A 15,540-nucleotide genomic window follows, 5' to 3' on the forward strand; every position below is an offset into this window, starting at 1 on the left:
GCGGTCGGACAGCCGGGAGGGGCCGCACCCGCGGCAAGCCGGTGCGGCCGATTCACCCGAAGGGATGAACCTCGGTCAGCGGGGGAGTTCCGCGCGGCGCAGGGCCGGTATGACGAGGGCGACGAGCCCGCCGAGGCCGCAGACGGCGGCGCTGACCGCGTAGACCGGTCCGAGCCCCCAGGTGCCGATCGCGGCGGCGGCGACGGGCATGCTCAGCGGGGTCAGGCCGAGGCTGATCAGGCTGGAGACGGCGGTGACCCGGCCCAGGCAGGCGGGGTCGGAATGGGTCTGCAGCAGGGCCCCGCACAGGGCGCCGCTGAGCCCGGTGAGCAGGCCGACGAGCACGGCCGTCCCCACGGCCGCGGCCAGGGTCGGGACGAAGCCGAGGGCGCCGACGGCCACGGAGCCCGCGGTGCACGCGCACCCGGTGACCAGTCCGGCGCGCGGCAGCCGTCCGCGGACCGTCAGCAGCAGCGAGGCGGCTCCCGCACCGATCCCGAACCCGGCGAGCACCCAGCCCATGCCGGCGGCGCCCCAGCCGCGCCGGTCGGCGAGCAGCGTCAGGCCGACGTTCAGCGGGCCGACGAAGCCGAGGTCGCCGAGGGCGATGGCCAGCATCAGCGGGGCGAGGACGCGGTGCCGGCGGATGTGGCGCAGTCCGGCGCACAGGTCGCTCCAGACGGTCCCCGCCGCGCCGGGGGTGTCGTCCTTCGGCAGGTCCCGCACCCGTACGGACAGCAGCAGCGGCACCGAGACGGCGATGAGCAGCCCGGCGAGTGCGAAGGCCGCCGCGGCGCCGCCGACGGCCACACCGAGCCCGCCGAGCGGGGCGCCGACCACACTGGAAAAACGTATGGCGAGGCCGCGCATGCCCTGGACCCGGGCGAGCTGGCCCTTCTCGGTGAGGCGGGCCGGGAGGGCGCCCACGGCGGGCATGAAGACGGCGTCGACGGCGCCGAAGACCAGCGCCAGCAGGGCGAGCGGCCACAGCCCGGGGCGGGTGAGGAAGAGCAGGGCGGCCACGGCGAGGACGGCCGCGCAGCGCACGGCGTCGCTGCCGATGACGACCCGGCGCGGCCCGAGCCGGTCCGCGACGACTCCCCCGCCCAGCATCAGCACGGCCCTGGGCAGCGCACTCGCCGCCATCACGAGCCCGGCCTGCGCCGGGGTCCCGGCGCGGACGGCGGCCCAGGACAGGGCGAGGTAGTAGACGTTGTCGCCCAGCATCGAGGAGGTGTAGGCGGCGAGCCAGCGCCGGACGTTGGGGTCGCGGTGGGCCTGCGGCGCGGTCGCCGGCGGGAGGAGTGTGGCGGTCATGCGAGGACGGTCCTCTCAGACGCGGAACGGGAAGCCGTACACGTGCAGCGCGACGTGTTCGCGCCCTTCGGTGTCGCCCGCGGCCTCACGGGCGCGCCCCTGCTCGTCGTAGCGCTTGAGCAGGTCGGTCAGGTCCTCCTTGAGCCGGGCCAGCTCCTCGGGGGTCAGCCTGAGCAGCGACTCGGAGTCCGAGGCCGCCTCGTTCCACCGCGCTCCCCAGTGGGTGCGCTCGTCGAGGAACCTGCGGTACATCTCGGTCCGCTGCTCCAGGAACAGGCGCGAGGCCGCCAGGTGGGCCGTCACCTTCTCGGGGGCGTCCTGGAAGTCCTCCTCGCGGATGGAGACGCCGTCGGAGGCCGGTTGCCACCAGCGCTCGCGGGCGTCCGCACTGCGCGGCTCGGCCTCCTCCACCAGTCCGTGCTCGGCGAGCTTGCGCAGGTGGTAGCTGACCAGGGAGACGGCCTCGTCCACCTGCTCGGCGAGCTGGGACGCAGTGGCCGCCTCGGCGATGAACAGCAGCCGGTACAGCCTCATGCGCAGGGGGTGCGCGAGCGCCTTGAGGGTGCCGATGTCGGTGATCCGGCGGTTCTCCTTGCCTGCCATGTCCACGACTGTAGAAGCGAAAGAAAAACTGCACAACAGATTTTGCGCAACTTCTCTTTCGTATCTGTCCCGAAGAAGGCCCCGGCCGCCAGAGGCGACCGGGGCCCGCGCTCAGTGCGGCATCACCGCACCGGGTGGCCCGCCTCGCGCAGCGTCTGCTTCACCTCGCCGATCCGCAGATCGCCGAAGTGGAAGACCGACGCGGCCAGCACCGCGTCCGCGCCCGCCCGGACGGCCGGCGGGAAGTCCGCCAGCCTGCCGGCGCCGCCGGAGGCGATCACCGGGACGGTCACGTGCGTGCGGACCGCCGCGATCATCTCCAGGTCGTAGCCGTCCTTGGTGCCGTCCGCGTCCATCGAGTTCAGCAGGATCTCGCCCGCGCCCAGCTCGGCGGCCCGGTGCGCCCACTCCACGGCGTCGATGCCGGTGCCGCGCCGGCCGCCGTGGGTGGTCACCTCGAACGCACCCGGACCGGTGCGGCGCGCGTCCACCGACAGCACCAGCACCTGCCGGCCGAAGCGCTCGGCGATCTCGCGGATCAGGTCGGGGCGGGCGATCGCGGCGGTGTTCACGCCCACCTTGTCGGCGCCGGCCCGCAGCAGCTTGTCCACGTCCTCGGCCGTGCGGACGCCGCCGCCGACCGTCAGCGGGATGAACACCTGCTCGGCGGTGCGGCGCACCACGTCGTACGTCGTCTCCCGGTTACCGGAGGACGCGGTGATGTCCAGGAACGTCAACTCGTCGGCGCCCTCGGTGTCGTACACCTTGGCCATCTCGACGGGGTCACCGGCGTCACGCAGGTTCTGGAAGTTGACGCCCTTGACGACCCGGCCGTTGTCCACGTCCAGGCAGGGGATGACTCGGACCGCCAGGGTCATGACTGCTCAGGCTCCTCTGAATGCTTCGAGTTCCACTTCGACCAGGATGCGCGGGTCGACGAACCCCTCGACGACCAGGAGGGTCGACACCGGGCGTACGGAGTCGAAGATCTCCTTGTGCGCCCGCCCGACGGCGTCCACGTCCCGCACATGGCTCAGGTACATCCGCGTCCGGATCACGGACCCGATGCCGAGCCCGAACTCACCGATCGCGTCGACGGCGCCGGTGAAGGCCACCTTGGCCTGTTCGTACGGGTCGCCCTCGCCGTACAGCACATCGCCCCGGAAGGACGTCGTGCCCGCCACCAGCACACGGTCGCCCGCCGCGACGGCACGTGCGAAACCGAAACTCTCTTCCCAGGGACTTCCGCTCTGCACGCGCCGCACGGCATCTGTCATGACGACACAGCCTCCAAGGCCTCTTCCAGGGTGAACGCCTTCGCGTACAGGGCCTTCCCGACGATGGCGCCCTCGACACCGAGGGGTACCAGCTCGGCGATGGCGCGGAGGTCGTCCAGGGACGACACGCCGCCGGAGGCCACGACCGGGCGGTCGGTGGCGGCGCACACGTTCTTCAGCAGTTCCAGGTTCGGGCCCTGGAGGGTGCCGTCCTTGGCGATGTCCGTGACGACGTAGCGGGCGCAGCCCTCCTTGTCGAGGCGCGCCAGCGTCTCGTAGAGGTCGCCGCCGTCGCGGGTCCAGCCACGGCCGCGCAGGGTGGTGCCGCGCACGTCCAGACCGACGGCGATCTTGTCGCCGTGCTCGGCGATGACCTCGGCGACCCACTCGGGGGTCTCCAGGGCGGCGGTGCCGAGGTTCACGCGCGTGCAGCCGGTCGCGAGGGCGGCGGCCAGGGAGGCGTCGTCGCGGATGCCGCCGGACAGCTCCACCTTGATGTCCATGGCCCCCGCGACCCCGGCGATCAGCTCACGGTTGTCGCCGGTACCGAAGGCGGCGTCCAGGTCGACCAGGTGCAGCCACTCGGCGCCGGAGCGCTGCCAGGCGAGGGCGGCCTCCAGGGGGGAGCCGTAGGAGGTCTCGGTCCCGGACTCGCCGTGCACGAGACGGACGGCCTGGCCGTCGCGGACGTCGACGGCGGGGAGGAGTTCGAGCTTGGCCATGGTCTACAGGGTTCCGATCCAGTTGGTGAGGAGCTGGGCGCCGGCGTCGCCGGACTTCTCGGGGTGGAACTGGGTCGCCCACAGGGCGCCGTTCTCCACGGCGGCCACGAAGGGCTTGCCGTGCGTCGACCAGGTGACCTTGGGGGCGGCGATCAACGGGTTGTGGCTCTCCAGGGACCAGTCGTGGACGGCGTAGGAGTGCACGAAGTAGAAGCGCGCACCGGCGTCGAGGCCGGCGAACAGCTCCGAGTCGGCGGGGGCCTCCACGGTGTTCCAGCCCATGTGGGGCACGACGTCGGCCTGGAGCGGCGCGACCGTGCCGGGCCACTCGTCCAGGCCCTCGGCCTCCACGCCGTGCTCGATGCCGCGCGCGAACAGGATCTGCATGCCGACGCAGATGCCCATCACGGGCCGGCCGCCGGACAGCCGCCGGTCGATCACCCAGTCACCGCGCGCCGCGCGCAGCCCCTGCATACAGGCGGCGAACGCGCCGACACCCGGCACCAGCAGCCCGTCGGCGTTCATCGCCTTGTCGAAGTCACGCGTGATCTCGACATCGGCGCCCACGCGCGCGAGGGCGCGTTCGGCGGACCGGACGTTGCCGAAGCCGTAGTCGAAGACGACCACTCGCTTGGAAGCGCTCAATTCCACACCTCCAGCCGCATGACGCCCGCGACGAGGCACAGGCCCGCGCCGATGGAGAGCAGCACGATGAGGCTCGCGGGCATCTTCTGCTTGACGAAGGAGACGATGCCGCCGACCAGGAAGAGGCCGACGACGATCAGCAGGGTGGAGAGGCTGTTCACAGGGCGCCCTTCGTGGAGGGAAGAATGCCGGCCGCGCGCGGGTCGCGCTCGCTGGCGTAGCGCAGGGCCCGGGCGAGCGCCTTGAACTGGCACTCCACGATGTGGTGCGCGTTGCGCCCGTAGGGCACGTGCACGTGCAGCGCGATCTGCGCCTGGGCCACGAAGGACTCCAGGATGTGCCGGGTCATCGTGGTGTCGTACTCACCGATCATCGGGGCCATGTTCTCGGGCTCGGTGTGCACGAGGTAGGGGCGCCCGGACAGGTCGACCGTCACCTGGGCGAGGGACTCGTCCAGCGGGACCGTGCAGTTGCCGAAGCGGTAGATGCCCACCTTGTCGCCGAGCGCCTGCTTGAAGGCGGCGCCGAGCGCGAGGGCGGTGTCCTCAATGGTGTGGTGGGAGTCGATGTGCAGGTCGCCGTCGGTCTTCACGGTCAGGTCGAACAGGCCGTGCCGGCCGAGCTGGTCGAGCATGTGGTCGTAGAAGCCGACGCCGGTGGCGATGTCGGTCCGCCCGGTGCCGTCGAGGTCTATCTCGACGAGGACGGAGGTCTCCTTGGTGGTGCGCTCCACGCGTCCAACGCGGTTCATGCCTACAGCTCCTTCTTCAGTTCCCGGACCGCGTCGAGGAACGCGTCGTTCTCCTCCGGGGTGCCGGCGGACACCCGCAGCCACCCCGGTACGCCGTTGTCCCGGACCAGGACGCCCCGGTCGAGGATCTTCTGCCAGGCCTCGTGGGCGCTCGCGAACCGGCCGAACTGGACGAAGTTCGCGTCGGACTCGGTGACCTCGTAACCGATCGCACGCAGCTCGGCGACCAGCCGGTCCCGTTCCGACTTCAGCTGCTCCACGTACCCCAGCAGGGTGTCGGTGTGCTCCAGGGCGGCCAGGGCGGTCGCCTGGGTGATCGCCGACAGGTGGTACGGCAGCCGCACCAGCTGTACGGCGTCCACGACCGCGGGGTCGGCCGCGAGATAGCCGAGGCGCAGACCCGCCGCGCCGAACGCCTTCGACATGGTCCGGGAGACGACCAGGTGCGGGCGGCCCGCGAGCAGCGGCAGCAGCGAGTCGCCGTGGCTGAACTCGATGTAGGCCTCGTCCACGATCACCATCGACGGCTTGGCCGCCTGGGCCGCCTCGTACAGCGCGAGGACCGTCTCCGGCGGGACCGCGTTGCCGGTGGGGTTGTTGGGCGTGGTGATGAAGACGACGTCCGGCCGGTGCTCGGCGATGGCCCGTTCGGCGGCGGCGAGGTCGATCGTGAAGTCCGCGTTGCGCGGACCCGAGATCCAGCCGGTGCCCGTGCCGCGTGCGATGAGCGCGTGCATCGAGTACGACGGCTCGAAACCGATCGCCGTACGGCCCGGTCCGCCGAAGGTCTGCAGCAGCTGCTGGATGACCTCGTTGGAGCCGTTGGCGGCCCACACGTTCTCGATGCCGAGCGGGTGCTTGCCGGTCTTCGTCAGGTAGGCGGCCAGCTCGGTGCGCAGCTGCACCGCGTCCCGGTCGGGGTAGCGGTTCAGGTCGCGGGCGGCCTCCCGCACCCGCTCCGCGATCCGCTCGACCAGCGGCTCGGGCAGCGGGTAGGGGTTCTCGTTGGTGTTCAGCCGTACGGGGACGTCCAACTGGGGCGCGCCGTAAGGGGACTTGCCCCGCAGCTCGTCCCGTACGGGAAGATCGTCGATCCTCACGTCGCTCACTTGCTCTCGGGTACCTTCCAGCCGAACCTCGCCTTGACCGCCGCGCCGTGCGCCGGCAGGTCCTCCGCCTCCGCCAGCGTCACCACGTGATGCGCGACCTCGGCCAGCGCGTCCTTGGTGTAGTCGACGATGTGGATGCCGCGCAGGAACGACTGCACGGACAGGCCCGAGGAGTGGCAGGCGCAGCCGCCGGTGGGCAGGACGTGGTTGGACCCGGCCGCGTAGTCGCCGAGCGAGACGGGGGCCCAGGGGCCGATGAAGATCGCGCCCGCGTTGCGGACCCGGTCGGCGACCCGCTCGGCGTCGGCGGTCTGGATCTCCAGGTGCTCGGCGCCGTAGGCGTCGACGACGCGCAGGCCCTCCTCGATGCCGTCGACCAGCACGATCGCGGACTGCCGGCCCCGCAGCGCGGGCACGATCCGGTCCTCGACGTGCTTGGTGGCGGCGACCTGCGGCTCCAGCTCCTTCTCCACCGCCTCCGCCAGCTCGACGGAGTCGGTGACCAGCACGGCCGCCGCGAGCGGGTCGTGCTCGGCCTGGCTGATCAGGTCCGAGGCCACGTGCACCGGGTCGGCGGTGTCGTCCGCGAGGATCGCGATCTCCGTCGGGCCGGCCTCGGCGTCGATGCCGATCCTGCCGGTGAAGTAACGCTTGGCGGCGGCGACCCAGATGTTGCCGGGGCCGGTGACCATGTTGGCGGGCGGGCAGGACTCGGTGCCGTGCGCGAACATCGCCACGGCCGTGGCCCCGCCGGCGGCGTAGACCTCGTCCACGCCGAGCAGGGCGCACGCGGCGAGGATCGTCGGGTGCGGCAGCCCGCCGAACTCGGCCTGCGGCGGGGAGGCGAGCGCGATCGACTCGACGCCGGCCTCCTGCGCCGGGACCGCGTTCATGATCACGGACGAGGGGTAGACGGAGCGGCCGCCCGGCGCGTACAGACCGACGCGGTCGACCGGCACCCACTTCTCGGTGACGGAGCCGCCGGGCACCACCTGGGTGGTGTGCGTCGTACGCCGCTGGGCGCGGTGGACCAGGCGGGCGCGGCGGATGGACTCCTCCAGGGCGGCGCGCACGGCCGGGTCGAGGGCCTCCAGCGCGTCCGTGAGCGCCTGGGCCGGGACACGGACGGATTCCAGCCGTACTCCGTCGAACTTCTCGGCGAAGTCGATCAGCGCCGCGTCGCCACGATGATGCACGGCCTCGCAGATCGGGCGCACCTTCTCCAGGGCGGCCTGAACGTCGAAGTCGGCTCGGGGCAGCAGGTCGCGCAGGGCGGGGCCCTCGGGAAGGGCGTCGCCGCGCAGATCGATTCGGGAGATCACAGTCCCAATTCTCTCAGACCGGCGTCACGAGCCGTGGGCGCGTATCAATGGCTGATACAGAACGTGGCCGAACTCGGAAGATCACCCTCACCTTTAGTGTTCCGGACGTCACCCAACGGGCATGAACGGCTGTACGAAAGTACGGGACCAGGAGAGGACGAAGGTGACCGAGGGGGCCGGCGTCGTCGCCGGGGAACTGCCGGACGAGCTGACCGCGACCGAGGCGGGCATGTGGCAGGCCTTCCGCAACGGCAGTGTGTACGACCTGGGCAGCGGGGACGCCGTCGTGGACGACCCGCACGGCGCGCACCCCTGGGGCCCGGAGCGCACGGTGCGGGCGCGGATCGTGGCCTGGCTGCTGCTGGACGGTCCGCCCGCGCTCGCGGGCCGGGTGTCCTCGCTGAAGCTGACCGGCCTGCGGATCACCGGCACGCTGGACCTCTCGGGCGGCACGGTACGACCGTACGTCGAGCTGCGCGGCTGCCGCTTCGACAAGGAGGTCCTGCTGCCGGAGGCACGGTTCACGACCCTGCGCCTGGTGGACTGCGCGGCGCCCCGGCTGGAGGCCGCACGGGTGCACACCGAGGGCGATCTGCATCTGCCACGCTGCCGCTTCCAGAACGGGGTCCGGCTGACGGACGCGCAGATCGGCACCGACCTGCTGCTCAACCAGGCGGTGGTGCACCCCGACCGCAGCGGGCGGTCGATCGCGGCGGACGGCCTGACCGTCGGCCAGGACCTGCAGGCGGAGCTGATGGAGTCGCACGGCGAGCTGAGTCTGCGTGCCGCGCAGATCGGCGTCTCGCTCAGTCTGCGCGGTGCGAAGCTCGACAACCCGTACTCCCGGTACGCCCTGAACGCGCCCCAGCTGACCGTCGAACGGACCCTGTACCTGACCCCGGCCGGCGTGGGCAGCCCGCTGCTGAGCGGCACGACACCCGCGCGCGGGACACGGATCCAGCCGTTCGAGTGCCGGGGCGGGCTGCGGCTGGACGACGGGCGGTTCGGGGACGCCGTCGACCTGGAGCGGGCGCGGTTCGTCCTCACCGAGGACCAGGTGCTGTCGCTGCGCCGGGTGCAGACGCCGGAGCTGCGCTTCCTCGGGGACGCCCCGCAGCGCGGCCAGGTGCTGCTGTCCGGAGCGCGGATCGTCAACCTGGTGGACCGCGCGGCCAGCTGGCCGGGCCCGGGCAGCCTCCACATGGGCGGCTTCACCTACGAGAACCTGGTCCCGCGGGGCCCGTTCCCGCTGACCCGGCGCCTGGGCTGGGTGGCGGCGGCCACCGCCGAGTACAACCCGGAGCCGTACGAGCGGCTGGCCGCCGTCCTGCGCTCGGCCGGCGAGGACGAGGACGCCCGGGAGGTGCTGCTCGCCAAGCACCGCCGGCGCCGCGAGACGCTGCCGCCGGCCGCCAAGGTGTGGGGGTTCGTGCAGGACTGGACGGTGGCCTACGGCTATCGGCCGGGCCGGGCCGCCGTGTGGATGGCGGTGCTGTGGGCGGCGGGCACGCTGGCGTTCGCGCACGCGGACCATCCGCCGATGAACCACGACGGCCATCCGTACTGGAGCCCCGCCCTGTTCACGCTGGACCTGCTGCTGCCGGTGATCGACCTCGGCCAGGTCGGCCAGTGGCAGCTGCGCGGCGGCTGGCAGTGGCTGGCGGCGGCGATGGTCCTGCTGGGCTGGGTCCTGGCAACGACGGTGGCCGCGGGGGCGACCCGGCTGCTGCGGCGGAGCTGACCGGGGACGGTGCAGCGGCGGGTCACGCCGGAACAAAAGTTGAACAGTCACCCTTTACCGGGCCTTGACCCTGGACCGTACAACTTTCCGCGACTTGACCCAAGCCACTGGCGCACCGCCGACCTGCGGACTTTCAATGGACGGCACCATGGCTCTGCTGCCCTCGTTCATCCGCCCCACTCGGATGACCAAACGCTCCGCGCGCCCGGCCGGCCGTCCGCCGGCCGGGGACGAGCCCGTGCTCGACGCGCCCGACGACCGGCTCTCGCCCGCGCTGGTCGCGGCCGGCCGGGGCGAGTACGACGCCGCGGCCCGCCTGCTGGCCGACACCCGCGCCGCGGCCGCCTGGGAGAACCACGACCGGTATGTGCGGCGCCTGGCCGCGTTCGCCGGCTCGCGCCCCGAGTGGTTCGAGCTCTGGCGCGCCACCGCCCCGCAGGACCCCGGCCTGCTGGTGGTCCAGGCGCAGCTGGCGGTGGACCGCGTCTGGCCCTCGCCGGCCCGCGCCGAGCTGCTGCGCGAGGTGAGCCCGCTGATCACCGCCGCCGCCCGCGCCGACGACCGCGACCCGGTGCCCTGGCGGATCGCGCTGGACCACGCGCGCGGCTCGCGGGCCGGCCACCGGTACTTCGAGGAGCTGTGGGAGGCCGCCGTCCGGCGCGCCCCGCACCACTACGGCTGCCATGTCGCCGCCCTGCGCTACCTGGCCGCCTCCTGCTGCGTCCGGTGGGGGGACACCCCCCACGCCCCGCGGGCCTCGCACCGCGAGTGCTTCGACTTCGCCGACCAGGCCGCGCAGGACGCCCCGGCCGACGCGCTCGTCCAGGCCCTGCCGGCCCGGGCCGCCTTCGGCTGCCTGACGGACGGCTGCGGTCCCGAGGTCCCGCGCCCCCGGCTGGACGCCGCGGCGGACCGGGCGCTCGTGTTCTCCGCGCGTTTCCCGGCGGCCGACCCGTGGCCCGCCGAGATCCGCAACAAGCTCCTGTACGTCCTGATGCGCCTGGACCGCTGGGAGGACGCCCGCAACCAGCTGAGCATGATCGGCCCGTACGCCACGTCCTTCCCCTGGGAGCGGTTCTCCGAGGACCCGCTCGGCCACTTCCTGCGGCTGCGCGAGCACCTGCTGTCCCCGGGTCCCCGGCCCCTCCCTGCGGGGCTGATGACCTGGTCCCAGGCCCCCCTCGGCGAGCACGGCGGACACGACCGCGCCGGTGACCACTAGGCTGGGGCGCCGTGACCACCGTCCGTCTCCCGCTCTTCCCGCTGAACACAGTGCTGTTCCCGGGACTCGTGCTGCCGCTGAACGTCTTCGAGGAGCGGTATCGCGCCATGATGCGCGAACTGCTCAAGACCCCGGAGGAGGAGCCGCGCCGGTTCGCCGTCGTGGCCATCCGCGACGGCCACGAGGTGGCGCCGAGCGCCCCCGGCATGCCGGACCCCACCGCACAGCCCGAACGCGGGCCGTCCGCCGGCTTCGGCCCGGATCCGCTCAAGGCCTTCCACGGGGTGGCATGCGTGGCGGACGCGGCGACCATCCGGGAGCGGGCCGACGGCACCTACGAGGTGCTGGCGACGGGTACGACCCGGGTGCGGCTGCTGTCCGTCGACGCCTCGGGCCCCTTCCTGACGGCGGAGCTGGAGGAGCTGCCGGAGGAGCCGGGCGACGAGGCGGGCGCGCTGGCCGAGGGGGTGCTGCGCTCCTTCCGCCAGTACCAGAAGCGGCTCGCGGGCGCCCGCGAGCGGTCGCTGTCCACGGGCACGGACCTGCCCGACGACCCGTCGGTGGTGTCCTACCTGGTGGCGGCGGCGATGGTGCACGACACGCCGACCAAGCAGCGGCTGCTCCAGGCACCCGACACCGCGTCCAGGCTCCGGGACGAGCTGAAACTCCTTCGCTCCGAGACGTCCATCATCCGTAGTCTTCCCTCGCTGCCCGCGTTCGAGCTGACGCGGGCGCCGACGAGCCTGAACTGACCGAGGACCGAGGGAACGCGCGCGACACCGATGGCGAAGAAGACGAAGAAGCAGCAGCAGTCCGGGGGCACTCCCGCGACGGTCGCCCTGTCGTCGGCCGGCCTGGACTTCACGGTCCACTCCTACGACCACGACCCCTCCCACCCCTCCTACGGCGAGGAGGCCGCCGAGGCCATGGGTGTGTCCCCCGACCGCGTCTTCAAGACCCTGGTGGCGGACGTCGACGGCACCCTGACGGTGGCGGTGGTCCCGGTGTCCGGCTCCCTGGACCTGAAGGCCCTGGCGGCGGCGGTGGGCGGCAAGCGGGCGACGATGGCCGACCCGACGCTGGCGGAGCGCACCACGGGGTACGTACGGGGCGGCATCTCCCCCCTCGGCCAGCGCAAGCGACTCCCGACGGTCCTGGACGACTCGGCCGGGGCGCACGAGACGATCTGCGTGTCGGCGGGCCGGCGGGGCCTGGAAGTGGAGTTGGCACCGGCAGATCTGGCAAGCCTGACGAGCGCGGTACTGGCCCCGATCGGCCGAGCCTGACGAAGTCACCGACCGACCGGCCCGGCCGAGCCTCATGGAAGCAGCGACCCACCGGCCCGGCCGAGCCTGACAGAGGCACCGACCCACCGGCCCGGCCGAGCCTGACGGAGGCAGCGACCGAGCGAATCGGCCGAGCCTCATGGAGGCAGCGACCGGCCGGGCCTGCCGAAGCCGGTGGCCGACCGGACCGGGCGGGTCTGACGAGGCAGTGACCGAACGAATCGGGCGGACCTGACGAGGCAGTGACCGAGCGGACCGGGCGGGACCGACAGACGCCGTGGCCGAGCCGGTCGGCCGGCGCGGACGGGTGCTGAGGCCGAGCCGCCCGGGCGGGACCGGACGGATGCCACGGCCGACCCTCGCTCGGCGCGGAGGTGGCCCAGCGGACCGGACGGCAGGGGCGAACGCGGTGGCCGAAGAGAGCGCCACAACCCAGCCAGTCGGCCGGGGCGGGCGAACGCCGCGGCCCAGCGGACCGGACGGCAGGGGCGAACGCCGTGGCCGAAGGGATCTGGCGGACTGACGGACGCCGTAGTCGATCCAGGCCGCCGGCGCAGACGAACGCCCCAGCGGACCGGACGGCAGGGGCGAACGCCGTGGCCGAAGGGATCTGGCGGACTGACGGACGCCGTAGTCGATCCAGGCCGCCGGCGCAGACGAACGCCGACCCAGCCAGTCGGCCGACGCGGACGGACGCCACGACCCAGCCAGTCGGCCGACGCGGACGGACGCCACGACCCAGCCAGTCGGCCGACGGACACGAACCCCGCAGCCGAACCGACCGGCCGACGTACAAGAAACGCCATGATCGACCAGCTGGCGCAGACGAGCGACCGCGCCGACCGGCCGGTGCGGACGGATGCCGTCGCCGGGCCGGCGCGGACGGGGCGGGACGGCGTGCGTGGGCTGGGTCGGGGGCGTCGGCTGGGCCGGCCTCCGCGGCGGCGGAGAGCTAGGGGTGCTGTGGGTAGGTCTCTTCGGGATCCCGGGGACCGAACAGCGCCGTGAGCCCGAGGTGGACCAGCAGCGCACCCAGCGGCCATGCCAGCAGCGCGCCCTTCGCGCCCAGCTTCAGCGGCGCGGAGAAGGTGACCCCCTTCCCCACGGCCTTCGCATGCGCGAGCACGTCGGACTCCGGCCCCAGCCACACCCCCAGCCGCCACGCCAGCAACGACCCGAGCAGCGCGCCCAGGCCCAGCGCCACCACGACCGGCACACCCCCGCGCCGCCGGAGCAGGAAGACGGCCACCGCGCTGACGGCTCCGAAGGCCAGGCCCAGCAGGGTGAACGTACCGTCCACCCCGACCGCCTGCTCGCCCTCGCTGTCCTTGACGTAGACCACCCAGCCGGTGCCCACCCGGTCGCCTATCAGCGGCACGTGCGGCGCCAGCCACCACCACAGCAGCCCCAGCAGCACCCCGCCCAGGGCCACGGCCACGGTGATGACGGCGGCGTCCCGCACTTCGGTCTTCATCCCGGGGCCGTCCTGTTCGTACGTGCCCTCGCCCGGCGCCCCGGCAGGCGGCGGTGCCTGCCGGACCTGGTGCGGGGAGTCTTCGTGCGGTGGCGGAGTCAACGGTGCGGTCACCCTGCCATCGTGCCAGGTGGTGCTGTGCGCCGCGTCACCGGACGGCGGCCCTGCGGTACGCCCAGGTCGCGACGGCCAGCGAGACCACTCCGACACCCGCGCACACCCCCAGATCGACCAGGACGACGGCCCAGTCCGGGTGTGCCCCGAAAGTCCGGGCGTACGCCTCCACGCCGTAGGTCGAGGGCAGCAGATCCCGCGCCAGCCGGATGATCTCCGGCATCCGGTCGGCCGGCAGGACGCCCAGCAGCAGCGCCGCCGACATGCCCAGCTGCCCGAGCAACGTGGCCAGCTCGGGCCGCGGCGCGAGCAGTCCGCAGGCGGCGCCGAGCCCGGCCAGCGCGGCCCCGGCGAGCGGGATCACGGCCACCAGGATCCACAGGTTGGACAGCGGCAGCCCGAACAGCACGCACCCGAAGACGGCGGTCACCAGCGTCCCGGGCACGGTGAAGGAGGCGTACGCCGCCGCCGCGCCCAGCACCACCGCGGCCGGCGGCACGGGCAGGGTGGCGTAGTGGTCGAGCCCGCCGCTGGCCCGTAGCTGCCCGAAGTACTGCGACAGCAGGTTCAGCGCCACGTACGCGACCACCAGCACCGACGAGCCCGCCACCACCGACTGGGCCTCGCTGCCGCTGTCGACGACACCGCGCATCATCACGGCGATGCCGACGGACTGGAAGGTGGCCACGAACAGCAGCGGGATCCGCGCCACCCGGGCCCGGGACAGCTGCGCCCGGTAGACGGCCGCCAGCGACGGCCACAGCCTCGCGGGCGGGCCCAGTTCGGCCGCGGCCGGCGCCGTCTCCTGGATGACCCGGCCGCCGCCCGGCAGAACCTCGGCGGGTACGACACTCACGACGAGCTGCTCCTCTTCCCTGCGGCAGTCGCACAGACCCATACGCATGGCACGGCCCCCGCGCTCACGCCTTCACCAGCCCCTGCCGTGCCGCGCCGCCCAGCGCCAGGTAGACGTCCTCCAGGCTGGGCGTGGCGAGCGTGAAGTCGTCCAGGGCCGCGAAGGCGGCCCCGCCGGTCACGGTGGCGACGGCGGCGCGGGCCTCCTCGGGCGCGAGCCGGAGCGTCCAGCGCCGGCCGGACTCCACCGCACGCTCGCGCAGCACGGCCACCTCGGGCACCTCCAGCGGGGCCCGCTCCCGCCACACCAGCTCGACCCGCACCTCGCCGGCGACCTGTTCCTTCAGCCCGGCCGGCGTGTCGCAGGCGATGACGCGGCCCTGGTCGATGACGGCGACCCGGTCGAGCACGGTCTCGGCCTCGATGACGTTGTGGGTGACCAGCAGCACGGTCGTACCGCGCTCGGCGCGCCGCCGGTCCACAGCCGCCCAGACCGCGCGCCGGGCCACCGGGTCCATGCCGGTGGTGGGCTCGTCCAGCACGAGCAGCGGCCGTTCGCCGACGAGGGCGGCGGCGAGACAGGCGAGCCTGCGCTGTCCACCGGACAGCTTCTTCAGCGCCCGCCCGGCGATCGGCGTGAGCCCCAGCTCCTCCAGTACGGCGTCCCGCTCGGCCCGCGCCCGCCGTGCGTCCAGGCCGCGCAGCCGTGCGGTGGTCTCGGCGGCGAGGGAGACGGTCAGCTCGTCCAGCGCGGAGGACTCCTGGCCCAGGTAGGCGAGGATGCGCGCGGCCCGTTCGGGATGCCGGACGATGTCGTGCCCGAGGATCTCGACGCTGCCGGAGTCGGGCCGGAGCAGCCCGGTGAGCTGCCGTACGAGGGTGGACTTGCCGGCGCCGTTCGGCCCGAGCAGCCCGAACACCTCTCCGCGCCGCACGTCCAGCTCGACCCCGTCGGTGGCCCGCACCGCGGGGGTCCCCGGCGCGCCGCGCCGCCCCTTCACGGCCGGATAGCTCTTGTGGAGCCCGCGCACGCGTACGACCTCGTCATGCCGAAGTGCCTGTGCCGCGCGCGTACTCACAAGGGACGAGAGTACGGGGTCGG

General features: G+C 73.2%; 17 protein-coding genes. 4 read left to right on the top strand and 13 right to left on the bottom strand.

The window, feature by feature from the left end; translation table 11 throughout:
* Positions 1-75: 75 nt before the first annotated feature.
* From IO33_RS0118925 to hisD, 10 genes are all read right to left on the bottom strand, one after another.
* Positions 76-1,317 (bottom strand): MFS transporter, encoded by a 1,242-nt coding sequence (locus IO33_RS0118925; RefSeq protein ID WP_031166404.1) that lies wholly within the window; start codon positions 1,315-1,317, stop codon positions 76-78.
* A 15-nt stretch (positions 1,318-1,332) separates the two neighbouring features.
* Positions 1,333-1,920 carry an ArsR/SmtB family transcription factor gene (locus IO33_RS0118930; protein WP_031166406.1) on the bottom strand — a complete coding sequence of 196 codons (588 nt, stop codon included), beginning with the start codon at positions 1,918-1,920 and terminating at the stop codon, positions 1,333-1,335.
* A gap of 122 nt (positions 1,921-2,042) precedes the next feature.
* Positions 2,043-2,798, bottom strand: coding sequence for an imidazole glycerol phosphate synthase subunit HisF (gene hisF, locus IO33_RS0118935; protein WP_031166408.1), 756 nt, complete (start codon positions 2,796-2,798; stop codon positions 2,043-2,045).
* A 6-nt stretch (positions 2,799-2,804) separates the two neighbouring features.
* Positions 2,805-3,197 (bottom strand): RidA family protein, encoded by a 393-nt coding sequence (locus tag IO33_RS0118940; protein WP_031166411.1) that lies wholly within the window; start codon positions 3,195-3,197, stop codon positions 2,805-2,807.
* The gene (gene priA / locus IO33_RS0118945) at positions 3,194-3,919 is read right to left on the bottom strand and encodes a bifunctional 1-(5-phosphoribosyl)-5-((5-phosphoribosylamino)methylideneamino)imidazole-4-carboxamide isomerase/phosphoribosylanthranilate isomerase PriA (protein WP_031166413.1); all 726 of its coding nucleotides are present in this window, start codon (positions 3,917-3,919) and stop codon (positions 3,194-3,196) included. Before priA ends, IO33_RS0118940 begins: the two co-directional genes overlap by 4 nt.
* 3 nt (positions 3,920-3,922) lie before the next feature.
* Entirely contained in the window at positions 3,923-4,570 is a 648-nt protein-coding gene (hisH, locus tag IO33_RS0118950) for an imidazole glycerol phosphate synthase subunit HisH (RefSeq protein WP_031166419.1), read from the bottom strand.
* Positions 4,561-4,725: a hypothetical protein gene (locus IO33_RS51235; protein WP_031166421.1), complete on the bottom strand. Its 165-nt coding sequence runs from the start codon at positions 4,723-4,725 to the stop codon at positions 4,561-4,563. The genes hisH and IO33_RS51235 overlap by 10 nt, the downstream gene beginning before the upstream one ends.
* Positions 4,722-5,315: an imidazoleglycerol-phosphate dehydratase HisB gene (gene hisB / locus IO33_RS0118960; protein WP_031166423.1), complete on the bottom strand. Its 594-nt coding sequence runs from the start codon at positions 5,313-5,315 to the stop codon at positions 4,722-4,724. Before hisB ends, IO33_RS51235 begins: the two co-directional genes overlap by 4 nt.
* A gap of 2 nt (positions 5,316-5,317) precedes the next feature.
* Positions 5,318-6,424, bottom strand: a complete 1,107-nt coding sequence (locus IO33_RS0118965; protein ID WP_031166426.1) for a histidinol-phosphate transaminase — start codon at positions 6,422-6,424, stop codon at positions 5,318-5,320.
* Positions 6,421-7,746, bottom strand: coding sequence for a histidinol dehydrogenase (gene hisD, locus IO33_RS0118970; protein WP_031166428.1), 1,326 nt, complete (start codon positions 7,744-7,746; stop codon positions 6,421-6,423). Before hisD ends, IO33_RS0118965 begins: the two co-directional genes overlap by 4 nt.
* Positions 7,747-7,909: 163 nt before the next feature.
* On the opposite strand from hisD, the gene IO33_RS0118975 reads away from it, so the two are divergent.
* From IO33_RS0118975 to ybaK, 4 genes are all read left to right on the top strand, one after another.
* On the top strand, positions 7,910-9,487 hold the full coding sequence (locus tag IO33_RS0118975; protein WP_031166431.1) for an oxidoreductase: 1,578 nt from the start codon (positions 7,910-7,912) through the stop codon (positions 9,485-9,487).
* 136 nt (positions 9,488-9,623) lie between these two features.
* Positions 9,624-10,709, top strand: a complete 1,086-nt coding sequence (locus IO33_RS0118980; RefSeq protein ID WP_245235833.1) for a hypothetical protein — start codon at positions 9,624-9,626, stop codon at positions 10,707-10,709.
* A gap of 11 nt (positions 10,710-10,720) precedes the next feature.
* Positions 10,721-11,461, top strand: coding sequence for an LON peptidase substrate-binding domain-containing protein (locus IO33_RS0118985; RefSeq protein ID WP_031166435.1), 741 nt, complete (start codon positions 10,721-10,723; stop codon positions 11,459-11,461).
* A 30-nt stretch (positions 11,462-11,491) separates the two neighbouring features.
* Positions 11,492-11,995, top strand: a complete 504-nt coding sequence (gene ybaK / locus IO33_RS0118990; RefSeq protein ID WP_031166437.1) for a Cys-tRNA(Pro) deacylase — start codon at positions 11,492-11,494, stop codon at positions 11,993-11,995.
* Positions 11,996-12,947: 952 nt separating this feature from the next.
* Here ybaK and IO33_RS0118995 read toward each other — a convergent pair.
* From IO33_RS0118995 to IO33_RS0119005, 3 genes are all read right to left on the bottom strand, one after another.
* Positions 12,948-13,583 carry a hypothetical protein gene (locus IO33_RS0118995; RefSeq protein ID WP_031166440.1) on the bottom strand — a complete coding sequence of 212 codons (636 nt, stop codon included), beginning with the start codon at positions 13,581-13,583 and terminating at the stop codon, positions 12,948-12,950.
* A 34-nt stretch (positions 13,584-13,617) separates the two neighbouring features.
* Positions 13,618-14,439, bottom strand: coding sequence for an ABC transporter permease (locus tag IO33_RS0119000; protein WP_031166442.1), 822 nt, complete (start codon positions 14,437-14,439; stop codon positions 13,618-13,620).
* A gap of 64 nt (positions 14,440-14,503) precedes the next feature.
* Positions 14,504-15,517 carry an ABC transporter ATP-binding protein gene (locus IO33_RS0119005; RefSeq protein WP_051926853.1) on the bottom strand — a complete coding sequence of 338 codons (1,014 nt, stop codon included), beginning with the start codon at positions 15,515-15,517 and terminating at the stop codon, positions 14,504-14,506.
* Between the last annotated feature and the right edge of the window lie 23 nt (positions 15,518-15,540).

This window comes from Streptomyces durhamensis (assembly GCF_000725475.1).
GTDB lineage: Bacteria > Actinomycetota > Actinomycetes > Streptomycetales > Streptomycetaceae > Streptomyces > Streptomyces filipinensis.